Below are 26356 nucleotides of genomic sequence, written 5' to 3'. Positions count from 1 at the left end.
CGGCATCGTGATCGCCACGACAGCACTCAGTAGAGCAGCAATCCCCGCGAGCCTGGAGGAACACCGTGATCGATGAAGCGCTCTTCGACGCCGAAGAGAAGATGGAGAAGACCGTCGCCTCGGCGAAGGACGATCTCGGTGGCATCCGGACCGGCCGCGCCAACCCCGGCATGTTCAACCGGATCGCGATCGAGTACTACGGCGCGATGACGCCGATCTCCCAGGTCGCGTCGATCACCGTGCCCGAGGCGCGGCTCGTCGTGATCAAGCCGTACGAGGCATCCCAGCTCGGGCCGATCCAGAACGCGATCCGCAACTCGGATCTCGGCGTGAACCCGACCGACGACGGCACCCTGATCCGCGTCTCGGTCCCGCAGCTGACCGAGGAACGTCGCCGCGAGCTGGTCAAGCAGTCGAAGGCCAAGGGCGAGGACGCGAAGGTCGCGATCCGCAACGTGCGGCGCAAGGCGATGGACGAGCTGAACCGTATCCAGAAGGACGGCGAAGCCGGCGAGGACGAGGTCGCGCGTGCGGAGAAGGAGCTCGACAAGACGACGGCCAAGTACGTCGCCCACATCGACGAGCTGGTCAAGCACAAGGAAGCCGAATTGATGGAGGTCTAGTCGGTGACCACTGCAGGTCCCGCGGACGGTTCCCATCAGGACGGGGTGCCCACCGCCACCGGTACGAAGGCGGGCCGCAACCTTCCCGCCGCGATCGCGGTGGGGGTGGCCCTCGGTGCGCTGGTCATCGTCTCCCTGATCTTCGTACCGAAGGTCTGGTTCGGCATCGTCGGCGGCGCCATCGCCATCGCCACCTGGGAGGTGGTGCGGCGGCTGCGTGAGGCCGACATCCTCGTCCCGTGGATACCTCTGGTCCTCGGCGGCCAGGCGGTGATCTGGCTCGGCTGGCCGTTCGGGACCACCGGGGTTCTCGCCGGCTTCGCCGGCACGGCACTCGCCTGCATGATCTGGCGGCTGCTCGCCGACGGACTCGACGCAGCACCGCGGAACTATCTGCGGGACATGGCGATCACGGTGTTCGTGGCGGCCTGGCTGCCGCTGCTCGCGTCGTTCGCGACCCTGATGGTCACCGGAGACGACGCCGGCTGGGTGTTCGTGTTCATGATCGGTGTCGTGTGCTCGGACGTCGGCGGCTACACCGCGGGCGTGCTGTTCGGCAGGCACCCGATGGTGCCGGCCATCAGCCCGAAGAAGTCCTGGGAGGGGCTGGGCGGCTCGCTGGTCTTCGCGATCATCGGATCGTTGTTGACAGTCACGCTGATTCTCGACGCCAATCCGGCGATCGGCCTGCTGCTCGGTGTCGTCCTGGTGGCCACGGGCACCCTCGGCGACCTGATCGAGTCCCAGATCAAACGTGACCTCGGGATCAAGGACATGGGCACGATGCTGCCGGGACACGGCGGCATCATGGACCGGCTCGACTCGCTGCTGCCGTCGGCGTTCGTGACCTGGCTGGTCCTGACCGCGCTGCTGTGAGACCCGCGGAACCGGTCCCATGAGGCACCGACCCCCGCCGGGCCGGCCGATCCCCAGCCCGAACATCTGGAACTGGCCCCGGATCTACGAGGTGGAGAACCGGGCCCAGGATGTCGACGGCGTGATCTTCGCCGCGCTCCGGCGCGTGGCGGACTGGGCCGGTCGCGATGTCGTCGACGTCGGCTGCGGCACCGGATTCCACATTCCGGAGTTCGCCCGTGCCGCCCGGACCGTGACCGGGGTCGAGCCGCATCCACCGCTGGTTGCGCAGGCCCGGGAGCGGACCGCGGCGCTCGGCTCGGTGCGGGTGCTCGAGGGGACGGCGGAGGCGTTGCCGCTGCCGGACCGCAGTGTCGACGTCGTGCACGCCCGGACCGCGTACTTCTTCGGACCGGGATGCGGTCCCGGGATCACCGAGGCGATGCGCGTCCTGCGCCCCGGCGGAACGCTCGTCGTCGTCGATCTCGATGCAGCGGCGACTGCCTACGGAAGCTGGATGCGTGCCGATCTGCCGCACTACGACCCGGTGACGGTCGAGTCGTTCTTCGCGGCGCAGGGATTCGACCTGACCCGCGTCACCACCCGCTGGGAGTTCCCGGACCGGCGCGCGCTGCGCGCGGTGCTCGGCATCGAATTCGCCGAGAGGACCGCCGAGCGCGCATACACACAGGTGCCGGGCTTGTCCTTCGACGTCGGTTACCGCATCCACACCCGACGTGCTCCGACCGGCCTGCTCGCCGTGTGATCGCCGCGTCCCGGCGTCACGCCGCGTTGGCGGCGCGTTTGGCGAGGCGGCGGATCTGCACGATCCGGACCCCGCCCGCAAGAGCCATGATCAGCGCGCCGGCGATGGCGGCGAGAAGGAGACCGACGCCGAGCGGCACCGAGAACTCCCACCAGAACAGGTCGAGGGTGACGGTCTCGAGGTTCTGCAGGATGAACACCAGCAACGCGACCAGCACCAGCACGCCGATGACCAGCCCGGTCCAGGTGGCGGCGGCCTTGGTGTGGCCGAGGCTGGTGTGCCTGCGGACCGCGTCCACTTCGGGGTTGACGGGGGGCTCCGGGGGTGCCGGCGTCGGTTCCACCGGGGTGATCGGGTCGGTGTCGTCGCGGCGGGGTCCGTCGGTGGTGGACATGGTGTGATCATCACCCACCCACCGGGTGATTGCACACACCGATGTGATATTGGCGTGATTCCGGGAGGCGAATTCGCATGTCGCGACCTCCGGATGGGACACTGGGGGACATTATGGCCGTTCCCGTTCCCCTCGTGTTCAACGCTCCGCGTCGCGGCATGCCGCCGACGCACCTCGCCGACCTCGACGCCGAGGGCCGCAAGGCTGCGGTGAAGGAGCTGGGACTGCCCGGATTCCGCGCGGACCAGCTCGCCCGCCAGTACTACGGTCGGCTCGAAGCCGATCCGGAGAAGATGACCGACCTGCCCGCCGCGGTGCGGGAGAAGGTCGGCGAGGCGCTGTTCCCGACGCTGCTCACCCCGGTCAAGCACGTCGCCTGCGACGACGGCACCACCCGGAAGACGCTGTGGAAGGCGAACGACGGAACGCTGCTCGAGTCGGTCCTGATGCGCTACCCCGACCGCGCGACCCTGTGCATCTCCAGCCAGGCCGGCTGCGGCATGGCCTGCCCGTTCTGCGCGACCGGCCAGGCGGGGCTGACCAGGAACCTGTCGACGGCCGAGATCGTCGACCAGGTTCGGTCGGCGGCAGCCGCGATGCGGGACGGGGAGGTCGCGGGCGGGGAGGGCCGCCTGTCGAACGTGGTGTTCATGGGGATGGGCGAGCCGCTCGCCAACTACAAGCGTGTGGTCGCCGCGGTCCGCCGGATCACCTCACCCGCACCCGAAGGACTGGGCCTGTCCCAGCGGTCGGTGACGGTGTCGACGGTCGGGTTGGCGCCCGCGATCCGCAAACTCGCCGACGAGGGGTTGTCGGTGACGCTGGCGGTGTCGCTGCACACCCCGGACGACGAGCTGCGCGACACCCTGGTCCCGGTGAACAACCGCTGGTCGGTGGCGGAGGTCCTCGACGCCGCCCGCTACTACGCCGACAAGACCGGACGCCGCGTCTCCATCGAGTACGCGCTGATCAAGAACGTCAACGACCAGCCGTGGCGCGCGGACATGCTGGGCAAGAAGCTGCACAAGGCACTCGGGGCGCTGGTCCACGTGAACCTGATTCCGCTGAACCCGACGCCCGGCAGCGAGTGGGACGCGGCGCCGAAGGACGTCGAGCGCGAGTTCGTGCGCAGGGTCGTCGCGCAGGGCGTCTCGTGCACGGTCCGTGACACCCGTGGTCAGGAGATCGCCGCGGCCTGCGGCCAGCTCGCCGCCGAGAACTGAGCACACCGGAGCCCCCCGCATTCCGTGGCGGTTCCGCGTCGGATCCGACGTGGGACGCATCGAGTGTGAGCCCGGTCCGGTCCGTCAAACGCCGACGGCCGCGCTGCTCCGTCAGGAGCGGCGCGGCCGTCGAAGTCTGTGGCTACCGGGGCTTGCGGCGAACGATGATGTCACGCACCAGCATGACGACGATGAGGGCGGCGATACCGACGAGCCACAGGTCCTCGACCTTGCCCTCGTGGTTACCGTGCGTGAAGAAGAGCAGGACCAGGACGGAGAGCCAGCCCAGCGCGCGGAAGAAGCGGGGAGCCTCGCCGCTCCAACCCCATTCCGCAGAGGGCACCTCGGCGGTGTCGACGTTGGTGGTGACTTGGGGCTCGCTGGCGGCCACGGCCGATCCTCCTGCTCGTACGGTGTGCGTCTTCCCGCATATCGTGGCATACGACCCGGTGTCGTAGCGACCGGGGTGGGTCGCCCGGCCTGTCAGGCTGCTCTCAGGTCCCATCGGGGACAATGGACGGGTGCCAGAACCTACGCGCGTGCTCCTGCTCGGCAGCACCGGCTCCATCGGAACGCAGGCCCTCGACGTCGTCGCGGCGAATCCCGACAAGTTCACCGTCGTCGGTCTCGCGGCCGGTGGCGGGAACATCGAGCTGCTCGGCGAGCAGATCCGCGCGACCGGTGTGACGCGGGTCGCGGTCGCGGATCCGGCCGCGGCAGCCCGCCTGGGCCTCCCCGGGGTGCTGTCCGGACCGGGCGCGGTGACCGAGCTGGTCCGCAGCACCGAGGCCGATGTCGTCCTCAACGCGCTCGTCGGGTCCCTCGGGCTCGAACCGACCCTCGCGGCACTGGAATCGGGTGCCCGGCTCGCGCTCGCGAACAAGGAGTCGCTGGTGGCGGGCGGGCCGCTGGTCACCGCGGCCGCGGCGCCCGGTCAGATCGTGCCCGTCGACTCGGAGCATTCCGCACTCGCGCAATGCCTGCGCGGTGGTCGCGCCGAGGAGGTGGACCGCCTCGTCCTCACCGCGTCGGGTGGGCCGTTCCGCGGCTGGACGTCCGACGCGCTCGAGGCCGTCACCCCCGAACAGGCCGGCGCCCATCCGACCTGGTCGATGGGCCCGATGAACACCCTCAACTCGGCGACACTGGTGAACAAGGGTCTCGAGCTGATCGAGACGCACCTGCTGTTCGGCATCGACTACGACCGCATCGACGTCACCGTCCACCCGCAGTCGATCGTGCACTCGATGGTCACCTTCACCGACGGCTCGACACTGGCCCAGGCCAGCCCGCCCGACATGCGTCTGCCGATCGCGCTGGCCCTGGGCTGGCCGGACCGGGTCCCCGGCGCGGCCGCGGCCTGCGACTTCGCGACCGCGTCGACCTGGACGTTCGAGCCGCTCGACAACGCGGTGTTCCCGGCCGTCGACCTGGCCCGGGAGGCAGGCAGGGCCGGTGGCTGCATGACCGCCGTGTACAACGCCGCCAACGAGGTCGCCGCGCAGTACTTCCTCGACGGGCAGGCGACGTTCCCGTCGATCGTGCGGACGGTGGAGAAGGTTCTCGCAGGTGGCGGCCAGTGGTCGGCGGCACCCGCTACCGTGGACGACGTGCTCGCCGCGGACGGCTGGGCGCGGGCGCGGGCGCACGAACTCGTCGAGCGAAGGGGTTAGAACCGCATGTTGATCATCGGCATCGTGCTGTTCGCCCTCGGCATCACGATCTCGATCGCGCTGCACGAGGCCGGCCACATGTGGACCGCGCGAGCCCTCGGCATGAAGGTCCGTCGCTACTACATCGGATTCGGTCCGAGGATCTTCTCGTTCCGCCGCGGCGAGATCGAGTACGGACTCAAGGCCATCCCCGCCGGCGGCTTCTGCGACATCGCGGGTATGACGATGCACGACGACCTCGCGCCGGACGAGGTGGACCGCGCGATGTACAAGCAGAAGACGTGGAAGCGCCTCGTCGTCATGTCCGGTGGCATCGCGATGAACTTCGTGTTGGGCCTGGCTCTCGTCGTCGTGCTGGCGGTGGGCTGGGGTCTGCCGAACCTGAACCAACCGCCGGAGACCCAGATCGGCGCGATGAGTTGCACCTCGGACCAGATCGACCAGCAGACCCTGGCGACGTGCTCCGGCCCCGGTCCCGCCGAGTCGGCAGGCCTGCGCGAGGGCGACGTGGTCACCGCGATCGGCGGGGTGCCGGTGGAGACCTGGAGCGAGTTCCAGAGGGAGACCAGGAAGCAGGCCGGCCCGGTGGACTTCACCGTCGAGCGCGACGGCGAGACGGTGACGGTGACCGTGGTTCCCGACCAGGTCGAGCGACTGGTCACGAACCCCGACGGGACGGAGACCACCACGACCGTCGCCGCGATCGGTGTCTCCCCGGACTACTACGGACCGACGCAGTACAACGTGCTGGCCGCGATTCCCGCGTCGGTCGCGTTCACCGGCGACCTGATGGTCGAGTCGGTCCACGGGCTCGCGCAGATGCCGAGCAAGGTCGCCGACCTGTGGACGGCCGTCACCGGCGGCGAACGTGAACTCGACACCCCGGTCAGTGTCGTCGGGGCGTCGGTGATCGGCGGACAGGCGGTCGAGAACGACAGCTGGCAGACCTTCCTTCTACTGCTGATCAGCCTCAACTTCTTCCTCGGCATCTTCAACCTGTTGCCGCTGCTGCCGCTCGACGGTGGCCACATGGCCGTGACGATCTACGAGAAGATCCGCAACAGCCTGCGGATCCGGCGCGGGCTGCCCGCGGGCGGGCCGGTCGACTACATGAAGCTGATGCCGCTCACCTATGTGGTGATCGCCATCGGCGGCGCGTTCATGCTGCTCACGCTCACCGCGGACATCGTCAATCCGATCAAGATCTTCTAGCGCCGCTAGACTCGTCGACACAGCTACGAAAGAAGGCAGACCGTGACCAGCCCCGTCGGTTTGGGCATGCCCGAGGTTCCCGCCGTCCTCGCACCCCGTCGCCGGACCCGACAGTTCATGGTCGGGAACGTCGGTGTCGGCAGCGAGCACCCGGTGTCGGTGCAGTCGATGTGCACCACCAAGACGCACGACGTCAACGCGACCCTGCAGCAGATCGCCGAGTTGACGGCGTCCGGCTGCGACATCGTCCGCGTCGCGTGCCCGCGACAGGAGGACGCCGACGCCCTCGCCGCGATCGCGAAGAAGAGCCAGATCCCGGTCATCGCGGACATCCACTTCCAGCCCCGGTACATCTTCGCCGCGATCGACGCCGGCTGCGCCGCGGTCCGCGTCAACCCCGGCAACATCAAGGAGTTCGACGGCCGGGTCAAGGAGGTCGCGAAGGCGGCCGGGGACGCGGGCATCCCGATCCGGATCGGCGTCAACGCCGGCTCGCTGGATCCGCGCCTGATGAAGAAGTACGGCAAGGCCACCCCGGAAGCGCTGGTCGAGTCGGCGCTGTGGGAAGCGGGCCTGTTCGAGGAACACGGCTTCGGCGACATCAAGATCTCCGTCAAGCACAACGACCCGGTCGTGATGGTCGAGGCGTACCGGCAGCTCGCCGCGCAGTGCGACTACCCGCTGCACCTCGGCGTCACGGAGGCGGGGCCGGCATTCCAGGGGACGATCAAGTCCGCGGTCGCGTTCGGTGCGTTGCTGTCCGAAGGCATCGGCGACACGATCCGGGTGTCCCTGTCGGCGCCGCCCGCCGAGGAGATCAAGGTCGGCACGCAGATCCTGCAGTCGCTCAACCTGCGTCCCCGCAAGCTCGAGATCGTCTCCTGCCCGTCGTGTGGTCGCGCGCAGGTCGACGTCTACACCCTCGCCAACGAGGTCACCGCCGGTCTCGAGGGCATGGAGGTTCCGCTGCGGGTCGCCGTCATGGGCTGCGTCGTCAACGGTCCCGGTGAGGCCCGTGAAGCGGATCTCGGTGTGGCGTCCGGCAACGGCAAGGGTCAGATCTTCGTCAAGGGCCAGGTCATCAAGACCGTGCCGGAGGCGCAGATCGTGGAGACACTGATCGAGGAGGCGATGCGCATCGCAGAGGAGATGGGCAACGATTCCGACTCGGGATCGCCCGTGGTCACCGTCGGCTGACCGCGCATCGTATTCTGTCGGCACACCCACCCCTGCGGGGGTGATGTCCGCAAGTCCCGACGAGACCGGGGGTGACCGGGTGCTCAAACTGCTCGGCGCCAGACAACTGGGCGCACGGGACCGGGCCGACGTGCTGCGCGTACTCGACGCCGACCCGATCGCCACATGCATGGTGGCTGGGCGCGTCCAGGACCTCGGTGTCGAACCGCGGTCGATCAACGGCGAACTGTGGAGCCGCGGCGGACCGGACGAGTCACTGTGCTTCTCGGGGGCGAACCTCGTTCCGCTGCGCGGTGGTGTCGGCGACCTGCGTGCGTTCGCCGACCGGGCGACCCGCTTCCCGCGGATGTGTTCGTCGCTCGTCGGTCGCGCCGAGCTGACCATGCCGTTGTGGGAGATGCTCGAATCCGACTGGGGCCCGGCCCGCGAGGTCCGGGCCGATCAGCCGCTGCTCGCGCTGGCGACCCGCCCCGCGATCGAGCCCGACCCGCAGGTGCGGCTCGTCCGCATGGACGAACTCGACACCTACCTCGTTGCGGCGATCGAGATGTTCATCGAAGAGGTCGGTATCGACCCGCGTGCCGGCGACGGTGGGCGCGGCTACCGGCGTCGTGTGGCGGGCCTGATCGCGGCCGGTCGAGCCTTCGCCCGGTTCGAGGACGACGAGGTGATCTACAAGGCCGAGATCGGGTCGGCGTCCCGGCAGGTCGGCCAGATCCAGGGGGTGTGGGTCCATCCCGAACACCGCTGCCGCGGACTCGGCGCCGCCGGGACGGCTGCGGTCGCGGCAGCGGTCGTCGACGGGGGCCGCACCGCGAGCCTGTACGTCAACAGCTTCAATCTGCCCGCGCGGCGCGCGTACGCCCGGATCGGGTTCTCCCAGGCCGCCACATTCTCGACGATCCTGCTGGACTGAGCGGGCGCCGGTCGCGTCCGCCGATGGAGTGAAATTCACGCACGTGCAGACGCCCGGGGTCGGCCGGTCGCGGTGCGCACGCACTTACTATGGGCGGCGATGAATCCTCGTGTCGCCCGCCGTGTCCGGGCCTGTGTCGTGCTCGCCGTGACGGGCGCCGTCACCGTCGGGCTCTCCGCCTGCACACCGAAGCCCGACGGACCGGACGCCGCGGCGCAGCAATTCCTCACCGCGCTCGCCGAGCGGGACACCGGGGCGGCGGCGGCCCTGTCGGACCGCCCCGACGTCGCGAAGGCGGCGTTGGACTCGGCGTGGGACGACCTGCAGGGGCAGTCGCTGACCGCGACGATCGGGGAGGTGCGCGTCAACGACGACACTGCCACCGTCGGCTACACGTACGAATGGCACCTGCCGAAGGACCGGGTGTGGACGTACTCGGGCGACCTGCAGATGGGCCGGCGCGACGGCGAATGGACGGTGCGGTGGACGTCGACCGATCTGCACCCGAAACTCGGTGACACCCAGACGATGTCGCTGCGCTCGACTCCGGCGCCGCGCGCCCGCGTCAACGAGCGGTCCGGCACCGACGTCCTCGTGCCCGGCAGCGTCGAGCGGATCACCCTGAACGCCCGCGAGGCGGGCAGCCTCGGCGCGGTCGCAGCGACGCTCGCCCGGATCCTGGCACCGTTCGATCCGTCGCTGACCGCGCAGTCGATCGCCGAGTCGGCGTCGAGTGTGCAGGGCGACTACCTCGTCGCCACCCTCCGGCAGGAGGACTACGAGCCGATCGCCGCGTCGCTCATCGAGCTGCCCGGCGTCTCCACCCAGGAGGAAGCGGACCTCGTCTCCACGGACCGCGACTTCGCCCCCGACCTGATCAGCCAGGTCAAGAAGCGGGTCATCGACGAGGTGGACGGCAAGGCCGGCTGGAGCGTCGTCACGGTGAACCAGAACGGTGTCGACACCGACGTGCTGACGAACACGAAACCGGAACCGGCGCCGTCATTCTCGATCAGCTTGGACCGCAACATCCAGGTGGCCGCGCAGAACGCGGTCGACGCCCGCCCCGATCAGACGATGATGGTGGTTCTGCAGCCGTCGACGGGCGCGATCCTCGCAGTGGCGCAGAACAAGGCCGCCGACCGGGACGGACCGGTCGCCTCGACGGGCCTGTACCCGCCGGGGTCGACGTTCAAGATCGTCACCGCCGGAGCCGCGATCGAGAACGGGCTCGCGCAGCCCGAGACGATGGTGGGCTGCCCCGGGCGCGTCGTGATCGGGGAGCGGTCCGTGCCGAACTACAACGAATTCGCTCTCGGAACCGTGTCGATGAGCACCGCGTTCGCGAGGTCGTGCAACACCACCTTCGCCAAGCTCGCCAGCGAGATGGACGCGGACGCGTTGACCGTCGCGGCCGCACAGTTCGGTATCGGTCCCACCTACGACGTGCCCGGGCTGCCGACGCAGTCGGGGTCCGTCCCGCCCGCGGACGATCTCGTGCAGCGCACCGAGGACGGGTTCGGGCAGGGCAAGGTGGTGGTCAGCCCGTTCGGGATGGCCCTCGCGGCGGCGACCGTCGCGAACGGCTCGACGCCGGTGCCGCACCTGATCCTCGGTGACGAGACCACCGTCGAGGGCGACCGTACGGCGGTCACCGCGCAGATGGTCGACGGCCTGCGCGGCATGATGCGCGAGGTCGTCACGTCCGGCACCGCGACGCGCATCGCGGGACAGGGCGCGGTGTACGGCAAGACGGGGGAGGCCGAGGTCGACGGCGGCTCGCACGCCTGGTTCGTCGGCTACCGCGGCGATCTCGCGTTCGCGACCCTCGTCGTCCGTGGCGGCAGCTCCGACAACGCCGTCGCCGTCACCACCGACATGTTCGCCGCCCTGCCCGACGACTACTGACGGCTGAAGATCACCTTCGTGCGGTTGGTGCGAACGAAGGGCGCCTTCGGCCGGAGGGTGGTGGCTGCGGGCTGTTGTCGGCTGAAGGTGACCTTCGTGCGGTTGGTGCGAACGAAGGGCGCCTTCGGCCGGAGGGGACGGGGGACAGGGGCGGGGAGACGCGGGTCAGGAGTAGACGACGGCGCGCACGACGTCGAGGGTGCGGCGGTCGAGGTAGCAGCACAGCAGCGCGGGGGAGCCGTCGACGGTGCACGACGCAGTGACGGCGTCGCCCGCGGCGATGACCTTCGTCAGGTCGGTGACGGTGCGGCCACCGAGGACGCGCAGTGCGGCGGCGTCGCCGCGCCGGGCCGATTCGACGAGGTGACGTACCGTCCTCTTGCCCGGTTCGCCGACGCTGCGGACCGCGGCGCCGAACGCGAGCGACCCGCCGAGGCCCTGGTTGCGCAGCATCCGTCCGGCCATCGCCGCCCCGACCCGGATCTTCGCCGGGGCGATGCCGGCGACCTGCGCGAACATCGGCGCGACCTCCCAATGCGCGGCGATGCGCCGGATCCGGGGTTCGCCGTCGCCGAGGGCCGCTTCGTACAGCAGGTGCATCGGTGCGCGGGCCACGACACCGCCGCCGAGTCGGGTTTCGATGGTCACGTCGCGGACGACGGTCAGTCCGTCGACGATGTCGGCGCGTTCGACATGGAAGCGAATGTCGTTGGGCGCGATGAACGTCTCCCAGAACCGGGCGAGGGGTTCGCCGCCGCGTCGTCGACTGCGCGGGTCGTACAGTCCGCCGAGGACGGGGCGCCCGCCGACCGGGTCCTCGACGACGTGGTGCCGCGCGAACAGCGCCAGCCAGGCGGACTTGTCGTGGTCCGCGACCGCGGCGGGTGAGGCGTGCGCGAGGGAGAGCAGGGTGTGTGGGTCGGCGAGCATGGCACACCTCGGGTCGGCGGCGGGTCGGTCACCGCGGAGTATGCCAGACTTTCTGTAACGCGTTCCAGAAATCAGTTGGTGGGGCCGTGGTGGTCGGCGGGGTCCTCCTCCAGGTACTCGGGGTGCAGTTCCGCCTTCACGCCGAGCTTCTTGTTGACGAGGAAGTTCACGAACCACAGCACGACGCCGATCGCCAGCAGTACCCCGGCGATCGCGTACTGGTCGGGGTTGCGGTCGGTCAGTGGCGTCGCCAGGAACGCGCAGCTGAGTGCGCCGACGACGGGGAGTGCGATGGGGGCTCGGAAGTGTTTGTGCTCCACAGGGTTCCGGCGAAGAACGAGCACGGCGACGTTGACGATGGTGAACACGCACAGCAACAGCAGCGCGGTGGTGCCGCCGAGTTGCGGGACCTCGCCGACGAACGTGATCAGCCCCAACGCCAACAGCGTGGTGAACGCGATCGCGATGTAGGGGGTGCGTCGGGACCGGTGCACGCGGCCGAGCTGCGGCGGCAGTACGTGTTGACGGCTCATCCCGTACAGCAGCCGGCTGGCCATCAGCATGTTGATCAGGGCGGTGTTGGCGACGGCGAACATGGTGATGAACGCGAAGATGCCGATGGGGAATCCGGGCGCCCCGGCCTGGACGACCTTCAGCAGCGGGGTGTCACCCTCACCGAGCTCGTCGGCGGGCACCAGCGCGATGGCGGTCACCGACACCAGGACGTAGATCAGTCCGGTGAACAGCAGCCCGATCAGCAGCACCCGCGGGAAGATCCGGCTCGGCTCCTTGCATTCCTCGGCCATGTTCACCGAGTCCTCGAACCCGACCATCGCGTAGAACGCGAGGGTGGTCGCGGCGATGACGCCGCCGAGCGCGCTGCGGTCGCCGGTGTCGAAGACCGTGGCACGGGAGAAGTCGCCTTCGCCGATGCCGAGTGCCCACATGCCGATGAAGACGATGATCAGCAGGCCGGACAGCTCGATACAGGTCAGGACGACGTTGATCTTCACCGACTCGCCGACGCCCCGGAAGTTCACTGCGGCGACGATCAGCATGAATGCGACGCCGAGGAGGGTGATCCCGATACCGGTGCGCAGGTCCAGGTCGAACGCTTCGGCGAAGTTGGCGGCGAACGCGCGTGACGCCGTCGCCGCGGAGGTGATGCCCGAACACATCACCGCGAAGGTGACCATGAAGGTGAGGAACTGGATGCCGAACGCCTTGTGGGTGTACAGCGCCGCGCCCGCCGCCTGCGGGTACTTGGTGACCAGTTCGAGGTAGCTGAACGCGGTGATCAACGCGACGGCGAACGCCACCAGGAACGGCAGCCACACCACCCCGCCGACGTCGTTCGCCACCTGCCCGGTGAGGGCGTAGATGCCGGTGCCGAGGATGTCGCCCACGATGAACAACAGCAGGAGCCACGGCCCCATCACCCTTTTCAGGGTGGGCTCGGGTGTGGTGGCCGACGGTGCGGTCATGACGCCTCCTCCCGCGGGGGTCCTGCCTGGGTCTAGGGAAGCAAACCGAGCCTGCGCGCGCTGACGACCGCCTCGTGACGGGAGTGGGCGTCGAGCTTGCCCATCGCGCTGCGCAGGTAACTCTTGACCGTCTCGGGGCCGAGCGAGAGCCGATGCGCGACTTCGTTGTTGGTGCAGCCCAGCGCGATGTGGGCGAGCACGTCGAGTTCGCGGGGCGAGAGGGTGACGGCGCTCGGTCCGACGACGTCGGTGAGCAGTCCGGCGAGCTTGTCGGCGACCGCGCGGAGCCGCCCCTGCAGTGCACCGTCGGACACGGTCTGCGCGAGCACCCGCAGTTCCGCGTGCGCGTCGCGGATGCCCTCCGACACCGCGGCGTCCACCGAACCGCTCGTGGATTCCCGCGTGCCGAGCAGGCGCAGTCGGCGGTCCACCTCGTCACGGATCGCGATCTCGGCGGCCAGCCGCCGACCCGACAGGGTCAGCACCTCGGCGGTGCGGTCGCCGATCGGGGTGGTTTCGCGGACCGCGGCGTAGAGCACGGCGCGGGAGACGCCGTCGACGACCACCGGCACCGCCAGCACCGACCGCAGACCCTCCCCGAGGACCGGTGCGTCGAACTGGTGGGTGATGTTCACCGCGCTGCGATAGTCCGGGACCGACGCCGGTCTGCGCTGGTCCGCGACGCGGCCTCCCAGACCCGTGCTGGCCGGCACGGTCAACCCCTTGAGCCCGTTCGTCCGGGTGCCGATGAACTCGCTGAGCAGCAGATCCCCGCCGTGCACCTCGCCGCCGAAGAAGACCGGCACGTCGGTGATCCCGGCGGCGAGTCGCAGTTCGGCCCGCAGTGCGTCGCCGTCGCGGGGGCGAAGCAGGGGGCTCGACGAGCGGGGAGTCGTCGGCATTTCGTGGCTACCCCTTTCCGGGGGTGGTGCGGAGGTCTTGTGAGCTAGATCATAAGTCCAGTGAATGTCCGGCAGGATGCCGGAGCGATGTGGGAGGAACCCGATGGCAGACAGCGCCACCCGAACAGACAGCGCCACCGCGCCAGAGAACGCCGCGCGGAGCAGCGCAGACAGCACCGCCCGCGTGGGCGAGTTGCTCAGTCGGTACGGCACCGCCGACGCCTGCGCCGCGGAGCTGCTGTGCGACCGCCACCCCGCCGACGCCGTCGCGTTCACGGTGATCGAAGCCGATCTGTCGTCGCGCGATCTCACCTTCGGTGAGCTGCGTGCCGAATCGACGAAGTTCGCCGCTGCGCTCGCCGATCTCGGGGTCGAGCCGGGCGACTGCGTCGCGACCCTGATGGGCAAGTCGGCCGAACTGGTGATCGCGCTGCTCGGCATCTGGCGTCGCGGCGCGGTGCACGTACCGCTGTTCACCGCGTTCGCGCCGCCCGCGATCGCATTCCGGCTCACCTCGTCGGGGGCGAAGGTGGTGGTGGCCGATCGCAATCAGCTCGACAAGCTCGCCCCGGGCGAGGACATCCCCGCCGACGCGCCGTGGTCGGTTGTCGTCGCCGCCGGCGAACCCGTGAGCGAGGGCCAGCGCTGCCTGACCGACCTGCTCGACGCGCACGCCGCGGACGATCCGAAGGGCGCCGCCGTCGCGGTCGGCGCACACGGTCCGATCGTGCAGCTGTTCACGTCCGGCACCACCGGCACGCCGAAGGGCGTCCCGGTGCCGGTGCGGGCGTTGGCGTCGTTCCACGGATACCTGGAATTCGGGTTGGACGTCCGGCCCGACGACGTGTTCTGGAATGCGGCGGATCCGGGCTGGGCGTACGGGCTGTACTACGCGCTGCTCGGTCCGCTGGCGACCGGAACCCGCAGCCTGCTGCTGCACGCCGGTTTCTCGGCCGCGCTGACCTGGCAGGTGATCGAGAAGTTCGGCGTCACCAACTTCGCCGCCGCACCGACCGTCTACCGCAGCCTGCGTGCCGACACCGGTCCGGTGCCCGACGGTCTGACGCTGCGCCGCGCGTCGTCCGCCGGCGAGCCGCTGACCCCCGATGTCGTGGCGTGGTCGAAGTCCACCCTCGGCTGCGAGGTCCGCGACCACTACGGGCAGACCGAGCACGGCATGTTCATCGTCAACGCGTGGGCCGACGGGCTCCGGGAGGACGTGCCGGCCGGATCGATGGGACGAGCGCTGCCGGGCTGGTCGTGCGCGGTGCTGCTCGACGACAGCGACGACATCGCGCCGCCCGGGACGGCGGGTCGGGTCGCGATCGACACCCACGCCAGCCCGCTGATGTGGTTCACGGGTTACGTCGACGCCCCCGAGAAGACGAAGCAGCGGTTCACCGAGGACGGCCGCTGGTACGTCACCGGTGACGCCGGCAGCGCGGACGAGGACGGTCACTTCTTCTTCAGCTCCCGGGACGACGACGTGATCATCATGGCCGGCTACCGGATCGGCCCGTTCGACGTCGAGTCGGTGCTGGTGATGCACGAGCACGTCATCGAGGCGGCCGTCGTCGGCATGCCGGACCAGTTGCGTGGCGAGGTGCTCGAGGCATTCGTGGTGCTCCGCGACGGGGTCGAGGGGACCGCCGAACTCGAGGTGGAGTTGCAGACGCTGGTCAAGAGGAAGTTCGCCGCGCACGCCTACCCGCGGACCGTGCACTTCGTGCCGTCGCTGCCGAAGACGCCGAGCGGCAAGGTGCAGCGGTTCATCCTCCGGCAGGGCTGACGCCCCGTGAGTCCTTTCGGCCCACCGGCGGGCCGAAAGGACTCACGGATCGGAGAAAGTGCGCGCGTTGCGGTTTCGCGTCGGCGCCCTCGGACGGACAATGGGGGAACGTGTTCATCGCCGACGAAGGGGTACCGGAATGAATCGGTTCGAGCTCCCGCACACGTTGCGTCGATCCTCCAAGGAGGTGCAGGAGGCGTTCGCGACAGCCCACGAGACGGCCGTCAAGCGGTACGGCGAGGGGGAGGAAGCCCAGCGTGCGGCCTACGGCGAGCTCAAGCAGCATTACGAGCTCGAGAGTGACCACTGGATTCCGAAGCAGGGCTGAACGACAGCGGCGGGTGCGCGAGAAAGCGGTGAAGCCGGGATCACTCGGCGAGTAGTCCGGCACCCAGCGCCGCACAGATCAACATCAGCGTCATCAGTGCCCAGCCGGCTCCGTGCCAGGCCGGCCAGGTGCCGCCGCGCCGCCACACGGTGTACGTGTGGGCGAAGGCACCGAGGCCGCCGATCATCAGCACGGCGGCCGGTCCGATGGCGAGCACGTACCGGTCGACGGGTGCGCAGATCGAGTTCGCGGCGCCCGCGCAGTCGCTGCGTCCCGAGTAGGCCCACGCGGCGGCGAGCGCGAGGACGGTGAGCGCGATACCGAGGACGACAGCGGCGTAGCGGGTGGCGCGCCGGATCTCCGGTGGATCGTTCCAGCGCTTCTCGACGTCGTCCGACATCACGACCTCCCTCGGCGTGCGTCGAGGGGATTCCCGATCCGGCGGCTCCTCAACCGCCGCGGTTCGGGGAGCCCGGGGTCAGGGGGCGTCGGAGGAGGTGGCCGCGTCGACGGGGCGCGGCCAGGGGTTGCCGGTGCGGCGCTCGATGTCGATGTTGAACCGCTCGAGCAGCGAGGCGAAAGCCGCGCGGTCGTCCTCGCTCCACTCGTCGAGCACCATGTCGAGTCCCGCGATCATCCCCGCGCGCTCCTTGTCGAGCCGGCGCCGTCCCTCGTCGGTGATCAGGAGCTTGCGCGCCATCCCGCCTTGGGGATCCGGAATCCGTTGGACGAGACCGGAATTGACCATCGCCGTGGTCTGCCTGCTCACGGTCGACGTGTCCAGGAGAAAGGCCTCGCTGAGTTCGCCGACCGACATCGGCCCCTGCATGCTGATGCGGCTGAGCAGCAGGTAGGCGCTCGACTCCAGATCGCCCTCGCCGCGCCGCGGGCGCGCGAGGTGCCTGGTGAGCAACATGGTCTCGAACTCGATCCGGGCCGCGGCCGTGATCATGTGCATCCCTTCTGTCGACCGAGGGTGATTTGTACCATACATCCGCTTTGCAGTCTCCAATTTGATTGTATCGTGCAATCTATGTGTACGATGCAAACATTGTGCATTGGGCACACGATTGGTTTCACGTCATGAAGTCATGTGTGAAGTAGTGAGGAGATTGCTCGTGGTTGGTCAAAGACCTGCCGTGAACCCGAAGGTATTGGTTGCTGTTCTGGCCTTCGCAGGTATCGTCGCGGCGCTCATGCAGAGCCTGGTCGTCCCGTTGCTCGCCGACCTGCCGAGCCTCCTGGACACCACGGCGTCCAACGCCTCGTGGGCCGTCACCGGGACGCTGGTTGCGGCCGGTGTGTGCGTCCCGATCACCGGCCGCCTCGGCGACATGTACGGCAAGCGACGCATGCTGCTCGTCTGCACGGTGCCGCTGATTCTCGGCTCGGTGGCGTGCGCGCTCGCGACATCCGTGGGGCCGATGATCGCCGGCCGCGCACTGCAGGGCATCGGCATGGGCATGGTCCCGATCGGTATCAGCGCCATGCGTGACCTGATTCCGGCGGAGAAGCTGAACTCGTCGATCGCGCTGATGAGCGCCTCCATGGGTATCGGCGGCGCACTCGGCCTGCCGATCGCCGCCGCCGTCGCGGAGGGCACGAGCTGGCGCATGCTGTTCTGGGGCTCCGCGGCCCTCAGCCTCGTTGTCGGCCTTCTGCTCTGGAAGTTCGTGCCCGCCACCCCGGTGGAGGGCGAACCGGGCAAGTTCGATCCCGTCGGTGCGATCGGCCTCACAGTCGGACTGGTGAGCCTGCTGATCGCCGTCACGAAGGGCGCCACCTGGGGTTGGTCCAGCGCCACCATTCTCGCTCTGTTCGCCGTCGCCGTCGTCGTGCTGCTCGCCTGGGGTTGGTGGGAACTGCGGACGCATGATCCGCTCATCGACCTCCGGACCACGGCTCGCCCACAGGTCCTGTTGACCAACATCGCCGGTCTGGTCGTCGGATTCGCAATGTACGCCCAGTCCCTGATCCTGCCGCAGCTGCTCCAGCTGCCGGAATCCACCGGCTATGGACTCGGGCAGTCGATGCTGCAGATGGGTCTGTGGATGGCACCCTGCGGATTCGTGATGATGGCGGTCTCGCCGCTCGGGGCCAAGCTCAGCTCGGCCCGGGGGCCGAAGGTCACGCTGATGGTCGGCGCACTGATCATCGCGGCCGCCTACGCCCTGTCGATGGTCCTCATGGGTTCCGCGTCGGGTCTGATGATCGTCGGCGCCGTCTGCGGTGCGGGCACCGGCTTCACCTACGGCGCGATGCCGACCCTGATCATGGGTGCGGTTCCGCGCTCGGAGACGGCCGCCGCCAACGCCCTCAACACGCTGATGCGTTCCCTCGGCACCTCGTTCGCCGCGGCGGTCGTCGGCGTGGTCCTCGCGCAGATGAGCGTGCAGGTCGGCGACTACACGATCCCGACCGAGGCCGGCTTCCGGACCGGTTTGCTGATCGGGTGCGGCGTGGCGCTCGTCGCCGCGGCGGTCGCCGCGATGATCCCGGCTTCTCGCCCGGCCTCGACGCCTGCACCCGAAGCCGAACTGGTCGGTGCCCGGCACTGACACCGGCGCGGACCGAGCCCGACACGAGCCCGGCGCACTCCCCGTCCGGGGAGCGCGCCGGGCTCGTCCCGTTGATCCGACCGGCGGCGCGTAGCCTGGTCCGCATGTCTGTGCGCGCAGCCCTGGTACCCGGAACCGTCTCGCCGACCCTGGCGGTGCCCGCGAAGATCGAGCGTCCCGAATACGCGTGGAAGCCCACCGTCAAGGAGGGCAACGAGCCGTGGGTGCAGACCCCCGAGACGATCGAGAAGATGCGCCTCGCCTGCCGGATCGCCGCCCAGGCGTTGCAGGAGGCGGGCAAGGCGGTGGCGCCGGGCGTCACCACCGACGAACTCGACCGGATCGCGCACGAGTACATGATCGACAACGGCGCCTACCCGTCCACGCTGGGCTACAAGGACTTCCCGAAGTCGTGCTGCACCTCGCTGAACGAGGTGATCTGCCACGGCATCCCGGACTCGACGGTCGTCCAGGACGGTGACATCGTCAACATCGACGTCACCGCCTACATCGACGGTGTCCACGGCGACACCAACGCGACCTTCCTCGCCGGCGACGTCTCGGAGGAGAACCGGCTGCTCGTCGAGCGCACCCGGGAGGCCACCGCGCGGGCGATCAAGGCCGTCAAACCCGGACGCGAACTCAACGTGATCGGCCGCGTCATCGAGTCCTACGCCAACCGCTTCGGGTACGGCGTCGTGCGCGACTTCACCGGGCACGGCATCGGTGAGACCTTCCACAACGGCCTGGTGATCCTGCACTACGACCAGCCGAACGTGGACACGATCATCGAGCCCGGCATGGTGTTCACGATCGAGCCGATGATCAACCTCGGCACCGTCGACTACGAGATCTGGGACGACAAGTGGACCGTCGTCACCAAGGACCGCAAGTGGACCGCGCAGTTCGAGCACACCATCGTCGTCACCGAGACCGGCGCCGAGATTCTCACGCTTCCGTGACGGCGCGGGTCGCCGCGGACCTGCGGGGCGCGCTGCTCGTCGCCGGGACCACCTCGGACGCGGGCAAGAGCGTCCTCGTCGCCGGACTGTGTCGGTTGCTGGCACGCCGCGGGGTCGCGGTGGCGCCGTTCAAGGCGCAGAACATGTCCAACAACTCCGTCGTCACCCTCGACGGCGGCGAGATCGGGCGCGCGCAGGCCCTGCAGGCGCGGGCCTGCGGCCTGCAGCCCAGCGTGCGGTTCAACCCCGTCCTGCTCAAGCCGGGCAGCGACCGGACGTCGCAGCTGGTGGTCCGGGGCAAGGCGGTCACGTCGGTCGGTGCGCGCGACTACATCACGCACCGCGAGTGGCTGCGCGGCGTCGTCGCCGACGAGCTCGCGTCGCTGCGCGCCGACTTCGACGTGGTGATCTGCGAGGGTGCCGGATCGCCGGCCGAGATCAATCTGCGGGCAACCGATCTCGCGAACATGGGCCTCGCGCGGGCGGCCGGTCTCCCGGTGCTCGTCGTCGGCGACATCGACCGCGGGGGAGTGCTCGCCCACCTGTTCGGCACCGTCGCCGTCCTCGAACCCGAGGATCAGGCACTGATCGCGGGGTTCGTGGTCAACAAGTTCCGGGGCGACGTCGCCCTGCTCGAACCGGGACTGACCCAACTCGAACAGCTCACCGGGCGTCCGACACTCGGGGTGGTGCCGTTCGAGGACGGCCTGTGGATCGACGCGGAGGACTCGCTGTCCACGGTCGCCGACGCCCCGGTGGGCAGGCCCGCCCCGCCGCGCGGCCGGGACTGGTTGCGGGTGGCCGCGATCCGGTTGCCTCGGGTGTCCAACGCCACCGACGTCGAGGCGCTGGCGTGTGAGCCGGGGGTGTCGGTGAGGTGGGTCGCCGAGCCGTCCCGGCTGGCGGACGCGGACCTCGTCGTGGTCCCCGGCAGCAAGGCCACGGTCTCGGACCTGGCGTGGCTGAGGTCGACGGGGATCGCGGACGTGCTGACCGCGCGGGCGCGCTCCGGTGGTCCGATCCTCGGTGTCTGCGGTGGCTACCAGATGCTCGGCCGGCGCATCGTCGACGACGTCGAGTCCGGCTTGGGCACCGTGGACGGACTCGGGTTGTTCGACCTCGACATCGAGTTCGCCGCCGACAAGGTGCTGCGCCAGGCGTCCGGGGTGGCGGACGGGCTGCCGGTGTCCGGCTACGAGATCCATCACGGCCGGGTCACCCGCACCGGGGACGCACCGCTGCTCCACCACGACGACGGAGCGCCGGAGGGCAGCGTCCGCGGATCGGTGTTCGGCACGCACTGGCACGGTCTGCTCGAGTCGGACGGGTACCGGCGCCGGTTGCTCGGTCGGATCGCCGCCGCCACCGGTCGCGAGTTCACCGTCGCCCCGGGCACCTCCGTCGCCGCCGAACGGGACGCTCAACTCGACCTGCTCGCCGACCTCGTCGAGCAGAACCTCGACGTGGACGCACTGCTGGACCTGATCGAACGCGGCGCACCCGGGAATCTTCCGGTGCTCGCCAGCCGCCTCGGCGGCGTCCCGGGGTGACCGGTCAGGGCGTGGGCGCGCTGCAGCGCGGCCCAGCCGCCGGTCAGCGTCAGTACCGCCAGCGCGAGCGGGAGGACGACGGTCGGCACCGCCCGTGGGGTGTCGACGAACCAGGATCCGATTTCGGGCCACCACTGTGCCCAGGTGATCAGGATGGCCGCGAGGCCCAGCCCGCCGAGGACCGTGACCCCGGCCGCGAGGAGGCCGGTGGTCCGCCACCGCTGGTAGATCGCACCCGCGAGAATGGCGGTACCCGTGGTCAGAGGCAGGATCGCGAACAGTGCCGTCAGCCGCACGACGGGATTGTCCGTGGCGTAGCGCATGATTCCGAACATCCGGCATGTGCACACCCCATCCGCTCGTGGCGGCCTCGATCCAGGACAGCACCTGCACTGCCACCGCGAAGATCGCAGACTGGCCGAGTGCCATCAGGACAGTCGCGACGTAGAACTCGCGGCGGTCACACTCAGTCCCAGCGCGAACGGGAAACTCTGGGCCATCGCCTGGACGTAGAACGCGATGACGAAGCCGAGCAGGGCGCTCACGGCACCGGTGAAACCCTCGCCCTCCTCGGCGCCGACCAGGAAGTAGATCGTCCAGCTGATCGCGAAGGAGACCGTGACGATGCCGACCGGCCACGCGACGAGGAGCGGCCAGGCGACGGTGTGCAGCCGCAGCACCGCGGTGACGCGGGACATCTCGCTCCGGCCCTGCCCGACGGTGGGGGCCGAGGTGGTCAGTGTGGTCATGAGGTCGACTCCTGGGTGGTGGTTCGGATGACGATCTCCTGCAGGGAGGCGGATTCCACCGTGCCGCCCGCGTCGATCAGGAGGGCGCGGTCGCCCTCGTCGGCGGCGATCCGGACCGTCGCCCGGGTGTGTGCGCCGAGCGATTCGCGGTGCAGGACGGTGCTTTTCGCCGCGAACGCGGCGACGGCCGCGGTGGGACCGGTCGCGACCACGGCCCAGCGGCGGAGCGAGTCCGCGTCGTCGCCCATGATGATGCGGCCCCGATCGACGACGATGACGTGTTCGAGCAGGTTCGCGACCTCGTCGATCAGGTGGGTGGACAGCAGTACGGTCCGTGGGTGTTCGGCGTAGTCGGACAGACGGTCGTAGAACAGTTGGCGGGCAACGGCATCGAGGCCGAGGTACGGCTCGTCGAACAGGGTCAGCGCGGGGCGCGCGACGCCAGCCCGATCGTCACGACGGTGGTCTTGCCTGCGCCGTTGCGTCCGAGCAGGCCGTAGATCTTGTCCTGCTCGATGTCGAACGTGATGCCTGCGAGCGCATCGACATCGCCGTAGCGCTTGCCGATCTCGCGCATCGACGCGACGGCGGGGACGTCGGTGTCGCCGGTGGCGTGCACTGTCGTCAGGCCGCGGGTCATCGGGCCACCTCCGTCACGTCGAGCATGGACTCGAGTTCGTCGATCGGAATGCCGAGTCGGCGCGCCTCCGCGACGAGGGGTTCGATGTACTGGTGTGCGAACGCTTCTCGGCGCCGGGAGCGGAGAGTCTCGCGTGCGCCTGCGGTGACGAACATTCCAATTCCCCGTTTCTTGTAGAGAATGCCCTCGGCGACCAGTTGATTGAGGCCCTTGGCCGCGGTTGCCGGATTGATCCGATGGAACGCGGCGAGTTCGTTGGTCGAGGGCACCTGGGTCTCCTCGGTCAACGAGCCGTCGATGATCGCCGCCTCGATCTGCTCGGCGATCTGCTGGAACAGCGGCCGGCCGCCGTCGATCACCGGATTGCCCCCGCCTCGGCTCACTGGTTCATTACTCATGTAACTAACCGTAGTACTGGACGGATCGTCTCGCAACCGAGTGGTTCTCGTCCGCCCCGGTTCTCCGTGTACCGTCCGATGCCATGGAGTTGACGGAAGTGCCGGTCGGACAGGTCGTCTACACCGTCCGGGTCGACGGTCCCGAAAGTGCCCACGTGGTCGTGCTGCTGCCCGCAGCGGGGGAGGACGCATCGGTCTACGACGCCGTGTGCGAACGGCTCCACGACTCCGACCTGCGCACGGTGGTGCCCGACACGATCGACGGCCTCGACGTCGCCGCGCTGCTCACCCTTCTCGACGGGCTCGGGCTCACCTACGTGAACCTCGCGGGTGACCGCGAGGGTGCGGCGCTCGCCTGGGAGGCCGCCGCCCGCACGTTCGGGCGGTTCAAGAGCCTGGTCGTGGCGGACAGTCCGCACCCCGCGGTCGTCGGTGGCGACTGCCCGGCGGTGGAGATCCCGTCCACCGTGCTCGTCGCCGGACCGGACGGCCGCTCCGATGCCGACGCCAGCGGCCGGCGTTGCTACTCCGACTTCCGAGTGGTCGAACTCGCCGGCGTCGGATCGGTCCCTCGCGACGCGGCCGCGGCGATGGCCACGGAGATCTCCCTGCGCACCAGCATGTGGTGAGGCGCCGCGCGACTCGGGCGAGTGTGCACCTGCCGGTGCGCACGCCGCGTGCGCGCGACAGCAAATGCACACTCGGCGGTCGACGGGCGGTCGTGGACGAGCACTAGACTCTGCCGGTGCACGACACCGTCCCCACACCATCCGACGTCACCTCGGTCCGCGGCGCACTGCGATCCCCGCGGCGCCTGACCACCGAGGTTCTCGCGGGTCTGGTGACCTCGCTCGCGCTGATCCCCGAGGTGATCTCGTTCGCCGTCATCGCCGGCGTCGATCCGCGCGTCGCCCTGTACACCTCGTGCGTCATGGCGATGACGATCGCGTTCGTCGGTGGCCGGCCCGCGATGGTGTCGGCGGCCGCGGGGGCCACGGCCCTGGTGATCGCGCCGCTCGTCGCCTCGCACGGCATCGACTACCTGATCGCCGCGGTGTGGCTGGCCGGTGCGTTGCAGATCGTGCTCGCTCTCGTCGGTGTGGCGCGGCTGGTCCGGTTCATCCCGCGGTCGGTGATGATCGGGTTCGTCAACGCACTTGCGATCCTCATCTTCTCCGCCCAGCTCCGGCACCTGATCGACGTGCCGTGGCTGGTGTATCCGCTGACCGCGGCGGGGATCGTGATGGTCGTGGTCGTGCCGAAGCTGACGACCGCCGTCCCCGCGCCGCTGATCGCGATCGTCGTGCTCACCGCTGCCGTGGTGGTGCTGAACCTCGACGTGCCCGACGTCGCGGACCAGGGCGAGCTGCCGTCGGGTCTGCCGACGTGGATGATTCCCGACGTACCGCTGACGTGGGACACGCTGACGGTCGTCGCGCCGTTCGCCCTCGGCCTCGCGCTGGTCGGCCTGCTCGAGTCGCTGCTCACGGCCAAGCTGGTCGACGACATCACCGACACCCCGTCGGACAAGACCCGCGAGGCGTGGGGGCAGGGCGTGGCCAACATGGCCGGTGCGCTGTTCGGCGGGATGGGCGGCTGCGCGATGATCGGCCAGACGATGATCAACGTCAAGGAGGGTCGCGCCCGGACCCGGATCTCGACGTTCCTCGCCGGCGCGTTCCTGCTCGTGCTGTGCGTGACCGTCGGTGACGTGGTCGGGATGATTCCGATGGCCGCACTGGTCGCGGTGATGGTGGTGATCGCGGCGACCACGTTCGACTGGCACAGCGTCGCGCCGCGGACCCTGCGGCTGATGCCGCGCAGCGAGACCCTGGTGATGGTGGTGACGGTCGTCGGCACCCTCGCCACCGAGAACCTCGCAGTGGGTGTGATTCTCGGGGTCCTGACCGCGATGGTCGCGTTCGCGAGGCGGGTCGCGCACCTGGCGGACGTGACGGTCCTCGACGGCGAGGGCGAGCGGGTGTACCGGGTCACCGGCCAGCTGTTCTGGGCGTCGAGCAACGACCTGGTCCACCGGTTCGACTACGCGAGCGATCCCGACGCCGTGGTTCTGGACCTCACCGACGCCGAGGTGTGGGACGCGTCGACCGTCGCCACCCTCGACACCGTCGCGCACAAGTACGCCGCGCACGGGAAGTCCGTGCGGATCGTCGGTCTGGACGGGGCGAGCCTCGATCGCCTCGAACGGTTGTCGGGCAAGCTCGGCTGAGACGCGGGCGTAGCCTCGACGGTGACGCACGAAAGGAATTCGGCCTCGGTGTCCGCTCACTCGCTCCCGGTCGTCGACCTCGAGAACCTCGACCTCGACGCTCTCCGCACCGTCACCCACGAGATCGGCTTCTTCCACCTCGCCGGCCACGGCATCGATCAACGCCTGACCGACGACCTGATCGCCGCCGCACGCGCCTTCTTCGCGCTGCCCGAGGCCGAGAAGCTGGAGATCGAGAACGTCCACTCGCCGCAGTTCCGCGGCTACACCCGCGTCGGCGGTGAACGCACGCAGGGATACGTCGACTGGCGTGAGCAACTCGACATCGGCCCCGAACGCGCCGCCGTGTACCCGGTCGATCCCGCTCGGCCGTGGGACGTCCTCCACGGTCCGAACCTGTGGCCGGCCCGGGTCCCACAGCTGCGAGACCTGGCGCTCGAGTGGATGGCCCGGGCCCAGGACGTCGGCCTGCGGTTGATCCGCGGCTGGGCGTCCTCGCTCGGCGCGCCGGCCGACTTCTTCGACGCGGCGTTCGACGACCCGGACCCGCTGCTGAAGATCGCGCGCTATCCCGGGCACGACGGGTCGGTGACCGGTCAGGGCGTCGGCAGCCACAAGGACGTCGGCGCCCTGACCCTGCTGTACCCCGAGCCGACGAGCACCGGCTTCCAGGTCGAGACCGGCACCCGGGACGGAGGGACCGCCTGGCTGGGCGTCGACCCGATCCCTGGGCACTTCCTCGTCAACATCGGCGAACTGCTCGAGGTCGCGACCGGCGGCTACCTCCGCGCCACGGTGCACCGGGTGCTGCCGCCCGCCGCGGGCACCGACCGGGTCTCGCTGCCGTTCTTCCTCAATCCGGGCTACGACCAGTCCCTGCCGACGGTGCTGCTGCTGCCCGAACTGGCGGCCGCAGCCAGGGGCGTCGGGTCGGACGAGCACGGCGGCACGCTCCATGCCCGCTACGGGCTCAACGCCCTCAAGTCGCGGCTGCGGGCGCACCCGAACGTCACCGAGCGCTACCACCGCGACCTGCTCGACCTGCCCGCCCTGCGTACCTGATCGTCGC

At 69.5% G+C, this 26356-nt stretch carries 26 protein-coding genes and 1 pseudogene; 17 read left to right on the top strand and 10 right to left on the bottom strand.

Annotated elements, in window-relative coordinates; translation table 11 throughout:
* Window positions 1–65: 65 nt before the first annotated feature.
* The 3 genes from frr to ACFYVR_RS03650 are packed head-to-tail and all read left to right on the top strand — an operon-like array spanning window position 66 to window position 2244.
* Window positions 66–623, top strand: coding sequence for a ribosome recycling factor (frr, locus tag ACFYVR_RS03660; RefSeq protein ID WP_387469699.1), 558 nt, complete (start codon window positions 66–68; stop codon window positions 621–623).
* 3 nt (window positions 624–626) lie between these two features.
* A complete protein-coding gene (locus ACFYVR_RS03655; protein ID WP_387469697.1) occupies window positions 627–1499 on the top strand; it encodes a phosphatidate cytidylyltransferase in 873 nt (290 codons plus the stop codon).
* Between the two features lie 19 nt (window positions 1500–1518).
* A complete protein-coding gene (locus tag ACFYVR_RS03650) occupies window positions 1519–2244 on the top strand; it encodes a methyltransferase domain-containing protein (RefSeq protein ID WP_387469695.1) in 726 nt (241 codons plus the stop codon).
* Window positions 2245–2260: 16 nt separating this feature from the next.
* On the opposite strand, the gene ACFYVR_RS03645 is transcribed toward ACFYVR_RS03650, so the two are convergent.
* Window positions 2261–2638, bottom strand: a complete 378-nt coding sequence (locus ACFYVR_RS03645) for a lipopolysaccharide assembly protein LapA domain-containing protein (protein ID WP_387469693.1) — start codon at window positions 2636–2638, stop codon at window positions 2261–2263.
* A 113-nt stretch (window positions 2639–2751) separates the two neighbouring features.
* On the opposite strand from ACFYVR_RS03645, the gene rlmN reads away from it, so the two are divergent.
* A complete protein-coding gene (rlmN, locus tag ACFYVR_RS03640) occupies window positions 2752–3861 on the top strand; it encodes a 23S rRNA (adenine(2503)-C(2))-methyltransferase RlmN (RefSeq protein WP_387469691.1) in 1110 nt (369 codons plus the stop codon).
* A 142-nt stretch (window positions 3862–4003) separates the two neighbouring features.
* Here the strand turns inward: rlmN and ACFYVR_RS03635 are convergent, their stop codons facing one another.
* Window positions 4004–4252 (bottom strand): DUF2631 domain-containing protein, encoded by a 249-nt coding sequence (locus tag ACFYVR_RS03635; protein WP_387469689.1) that lies wholly within the window; start codon window positions 4250–4252, stop codon window positions 4004–4006.
* 130 nt (window positions 4253–4382) lie between these two features.
* On the opposite strand from ACFYVR_RS03635, the gene dxr reads away from it, so the two are divergent.
* The 5 genes from dxr to ACFYVR_RS03610 all read left to right on the top strand — a co-directional run bounded on the left by dxr (window position 4383) and on the right by ACFYVR_RS03610 (window position 10767).
* Window positions 4383–5534 (top strand): 1-deoxy-D-xylulose-5-phosphate reductoisomerase, encoded by a 1152-nt coding sequence (gene dxr, locus ACFYVR_RS03630; RefSeq protein WP_387469687.1) that lies wholly within the window; start codon window positions 4383–4385, stop codon window positions 5532–5534.
* Between the two features lie 6 nt (window positions 5535–5540).
* Window positions 5541–6746: a M50 family metallopeptidase gene (locus ACFYVR_RS03625; RefSeq protein ID WP_387469685.1), complete on the top strand. Its 1206-nt coding sequence runs from the start codon at window positions 5541–5543 to the stop codon at window positions 6744–6746.
* A gap of 42 nt (window positions 6747–6788) precedes the next feature.
* Window positions 6789–7943 (top strand): flavodoxin-dependent (E)-4-hydroxy-3-methylbut-2-enyl-diphosphate synthase, encoded by a 1155-nt coding sequence (gene ispG, locus ACFYVR_RS03620; RefSeq protein ID WP_387469683.1) that lies wholly within the window; start codon window positions 6789–6791, stop codon window positions 7941–7943.
* Between the two features lie 79 nt (window positions 7944–8022).
* On the top strand, window positions 8023–8859 hold the full coding sequence (locus tag ACFYVR_RS03615) for a GNAT family N-acetyltransferase (protein ID WP_387470340.1): 837 nt from the start codon (window positions 8023–8025) through the stop codon (window positions 8857–8859).
* Window positions 8860–8958: 99 nt separating this feature from the next.
* Complete coding sequence (locus ACFYVR_RS03610) at window positions 8959–10767, top strand: penicillin-binding transpeptidase domain-containing protein (protein WP_387469681.1); 1809 nt, start codon at window positions 8959–8961, stop codon at window positions 10765–10767.
* Between the two features lie 165 nt (window positions 10768–10932).
* On the opposite strand, the gene ACFYVR_RS03605 is transcribed toward ACFYVR_RS03610, so the two are convergent.
* The 3 genes from ACFYVR_RS03605 to ACFYVR_RS03595 all read right to left on the bottom strand — a co-directional run bounded on the left by ACFYVR_RS03605 (window position 10933) and on the right by ACFYVR_RS03595 (window position 14083).
* Window positions 10933–11697 carry a nuclear transport factor 2 family protein gene (locus ACFYVR_RS03605; RefSeq protein ID WP_387469679.1) on the bottom strand — a complete coding sequence of 255 codons (765 nt, stop codon included), beginning with the start codon at window positions 11695–11697 and terminating at the stop codon, window positions 10933–10935.
* Between the two features lie 71 nt (window positions 11698–11768).
* On the bottom strand, window positions 11769–13181 hold the full coding sequence (locus ACFYVR_RS03600; RefSeq protein ID WP_387469677.1) for an APC family permease: 1413 nt from the start codon (window positions 13179–13181) through the stop codon (window positions 11769–11771).
* A gap of 32 nt (window positions 13182–13213) precedes the next feature.
* Entirely contained in the window at window positions 13214–14083 is an 870-nt protein-coding gene (locus tag ACFYVR_RS03595) for a LuxR C-terminal-related transcriptional regulator (protein ID WP_387469675.1), read from the bottom strand.
* A gap of 103 nt (window positions 14084–14186) precedes the next feature.
* On the opposite strand from ACFYVR_RS03595, the gene ACFYVR_RS03590 reads away from it, so the two are divergent.
* Both ACFYVR_RS03590 and ACFYVR_RS03585 read left to right on the top strand, forming a co-directional pair.
* On the top strand, window positions 14187–15872 hold the full coding sequence (locus ACFYVR_RS03590) for an AMP-binding protein (RefSeq protein ID WP_387469672.1): 1686 nt from the start codon (window positions 14187–14189) through the stop codon (window positions 15870–15872).
* Between the two features lie 139 nt (window positions 15873–16011).
* Entirely contained in the window at window positions 16012–16200 is a 189-nt protein-coding gene (locus tag ACFYVR_RS03585) for a ChaB family protein (protein ID WP_387469670.1), read from the top strand.
* Between the two features lie 40 nt (window positions 16201–16240).
* Here the strand turns inward: ACFYVR_RS03585 and ACFYVR_RS03580 are convergent, their stop codons facing one another.
* Window positions 16241–16600, bottom strand: a complete 360-nt coding sequence (locus ACFYVR_RS03580; protein WP_387469668.1) for a hypothetical protein — start codon at window positions 16598–16600, stop codon at window positions 16241–16243.
* A 78-nt stretch (window positions 16601–16678) separates the two neighbouring features.
* On the bottom strand, window positions 16679–17152 hold the full coding sequence (locus ACFYVR_RS03575; RefSeq protein WP_387469666.1) for a MarR family winged helix-turn-helix transcriptional regulator: 474 nt from the start codon (window positions 17150–17152) through the stop codon (window positions 16679–16681).
* A 139-nt stretch (window positions 17153–17291) separates the two neighbouring features.
* Between ACFYVR_RS03575 and ACFYVR_RS03570 the strand changes: the two genes are divergently transcribed.
* From ACFYVR_RS03570 to ACFYVR_RS03560, 3 genes are all read left to right on the top strand, one after another.
* The gene (locus tag ACFYVR_RS03570) at window positions 17292–18758 is read left to right on the top strand and encodes an MFS transporter (RefSeq protein WP_387469663.1); all 1467 of its coding nucleotides are present in this window, start codon (window positions 17292–17294) and stop codon (window positions 18756–18758) included.
* 104 nt (window positions 18759–18862) lie between these two features.
* A complete protein-coding gene (gene map / locus ACFYVR_RS03565) occupies window positions 18863–19720 on the top strand; it encodes a type I methionyl aminopeptidase (protein ID WP_387469661.1) in 858 nt (285 codons plus the stop codon).
* A gap of 20 nt (window positions 19721–19740) precedes the next feature.
* Entirely contained in the window at window positions 19741–21270 is a 1530-nt protein-coding gene (locus ACFYVR_RS03560) for a cobyric acid synthase (protein WP_387470338.1), read from the top strand.
* 428 nt (window positions 21271–21698) lie between these two features.
* On the opposite strand, the gene ACFYVR_RS03555 is transcribed toward ACFYVR_RS03560, so the two are convergent.
* The 3 genes and pseudogenes from ACFYVR_RS03555 to ACFYVR_RS03545 all read right to left on the bottom strand — a co-directional run bounded on the left by ACFYVR_RS03555 (window position 21699) and on the right by ACFYVR_RS03545 (window position 23018).
* Window positions 21699–22019 (bottom strand): hypothetical protein, encoded by a 321-nt coding sequence (locus tag ACFYVR_RS03555; protein ID WP_387469658.1) that lies wholly within the window; start codon window positions 22017–22019, stop codon window positions 21699–21701.
* Window positions 22016–22659 (bottom strand): annotated as a pseudogene (locus ACFYVR_RS03550) (ATP-binding cassette domain-containing protein). The gene ACFYVR_RS03555 and the pseudogene ACFYVR_RS03550 overlap by 4 nt, the downstream one beginning before the upstream one ends.
* The gene (locus ACFYVR_RS03545; RefSeq protein ID WP_387470336.1) at window positions 22656–23018 is read right to left on the bottom strand and encodes a GntR family transcriptional regulator; all 363 of its coding nucleotides are present in this window, start codon (window positions 23016–23018) and stop codon (window positions 22656–22658) included. The pseudogene ACFYVR_RS03550 and the gene ACFYVR_RS03545 overlap by 4 nt, the downstream one beginning before the upstream one ends.
* A gap of 122 nt (window positions 23019–23140) precedes the next feature.
* On the opposite strand from ACFYVR_RS03545, the gene ACFYVR_RS03540 reads away from it, so the two are divergent.
* From ACFYVR_RS03540 to ACFYVR_RS03530, 3 genes are all read left to right on the top strand, one after another.
* Window positions 23141–23686 (top strand): alpha/beta hydrolase, encoded by a 546-nt coding sequence (locus ACFYVR_RS03540; protein WP_387469656.1) that lies wholly within the window; start codon window positions 23141–23143, stop codon window positions 23684–23686.
* A 116-nt stretch (window positions 23687–23802) separates the two neighbouring features.
* Window positions 23803–25287, top strand: a complete 1485-nt coding sequence (locus ACFYVR_RS03535) for a SulP family inorganic anion transporter (RefSeq protein WP_387469653.1) — start codon at window positions 23803–23805, stop codon at window positions 25285–25287.
* A gap of 48 nt (window positions 25288–25335) precedes the next feature.
* On the top strand, window positions 25336–26349 hold the full coding sequence (locus ACFYVR_RS03530; RefSeq protein WP_387469650.1) for an isopenicillin N synthase family dioxygenase: 1014 nt from the start codon (window positions 25336–25338) through the stop codon (window positions 26347–26349).
* The last annotated feature ends 7 nt before the right edge of the window (window positions 26350–26356 follow it).

It is taken from the genome of Rhodococcus sp. NPDC003318, assembly GCF_042879035.1.
In the GTDB taxonomy this organism is placed as follows: Bacteria; Actinomycetota; Actinomycetes; order Mycobacteriales; family Mycobacteriaceae; genus Rhodococcus_G.
The sequence above is the reverse complement of the archived record's forward strand: the minus strand, read 5'-3'. Positions and strand labels throughout refer to the sequence as shown.

What these genes read in the sequence shown, in the direction of transcription:
- ACFYVR_RS03650 (WP_387469695.1), top strand. Translation starts at nt 1,519, where the DNA reads ATGAGGCACCGACCCCCGCCGGGCCGGCCGATCCCCAGCCCGAACATC.
- ACFYVR_RS03645 (WP_387469693.1), bottom strand. Translation starts at nt 2,638, where the DNA reads ATGTCCACCACCGACGGACCCCGCCGCGACGACACCGACCCGATCACC.
- rlmN (WP_387469691.1), top strand. Translation starts at nt 2,752, where the DNA reads ATGGCCGTTCCCGTTCCCCTCGTGTTCAACGCTCCGCGTCGCGGCATG.
- ACFYVR_RS03625 (WP_387469685.1), top strand. Translation starts at nt 5,541, where the DNA reads ATGTTGATCATCGGCATCGTGCTGTTCGCCCTCGGCATCACGATCTCG.
- ACFYVR_RS03610 (WP_387469681.1), top strand. Translation starts at nt 8,959, where the DNA reads ATGAATCCTCGTGTCGCCCGCCGTGTCCGGGCCTGTGTCGTGCTCGCC.
- ACFYVR_RS03605 (WP_387469679.1), bottom strand. Translation starts at nt 11,697, where the DNA reads ATGCTCGCCGACCCACACACCCTGCTCTCCCTCGCGCACGCCTCACCC.
- ACFYVR_RS03600 (WP_387469677.1), bottom strand. Translation starts at nt 13,181, where the DNA reads ATGACCGCACCGTCGGCCACCACACCCGAGCCCACCCTGAAAAGGGTG.
- ACFYVR_RS03595 (WP_387469675.1), bottom strand. Translation starts at nt 14,083, where the DNA reads ATGCCGACGACTCCCCGCTCGTCGAGCCCCCTGCTTCGCCCCCGCGAC.
- ACFYVR_RS03590 (WP_387469672.1), top strand. Translation starts at nt 14,187, where the DNA reads ATGGCAGACAGCGCCACCCGAACAGACAGCGCCACCGCGCCAGAGAAC.
- ACFYVR_RS03585 (WP_387469670.1), top strand. Translation starts at nt 16,012, where the DNA reads ATGAATCGGTTCGAGCTCCCGCACACGTTGCGTCGATCCTCCAAGGAG.
- ACFYVR_RS03580 (WP_387469668.1), bottom strand. Translation starts at nt 16,600, where the DNA reads ATGTCGGACGACGTCGAGAAGCGCTGGAACGATCCACCGGAGATCCGG.
- ACFYVR_RS03575 (WP_387469666.1), bottom strand. Translation starts at nt 17,152, where the DNA reads ATGATCACGGCCGCGGCCCGGATCGAGTTCGAGACCATGTTGCTCACC.
- ACFYVR_RS03570 (WP_387469663.1), top strand. Translation starts at nt 17,292, where the DNA reads ATGTGTGAAGTAGTGAGGAGATTGCTCGTGGTTGGTCAAAGACCTGCC.
- map (WP_387469661.1), top strand. Translation starts at nt 18,863, where the DNA reads ATGTCTGTGCGCGCAGCCCTGGTACCCGGAACCGTCTCGCCGACCCTG.
- ACFYVR_RS03555 (WP_387469658.1), bottom strand. Translation starts at nt 22,019, where the DNA reads ATGACCACACTGACCACCTCGGCCCCCACCGTCGGGCAGGGCCGGAGC.
- ACFYVR_RS03540 (WP_387469656.1), top strand. Translation starts at nt 23,141, where the DNA reads ATGGAGTTGACGGAAGTGCCGGTCGGACAGGTCGTCTACACCGTCCGG.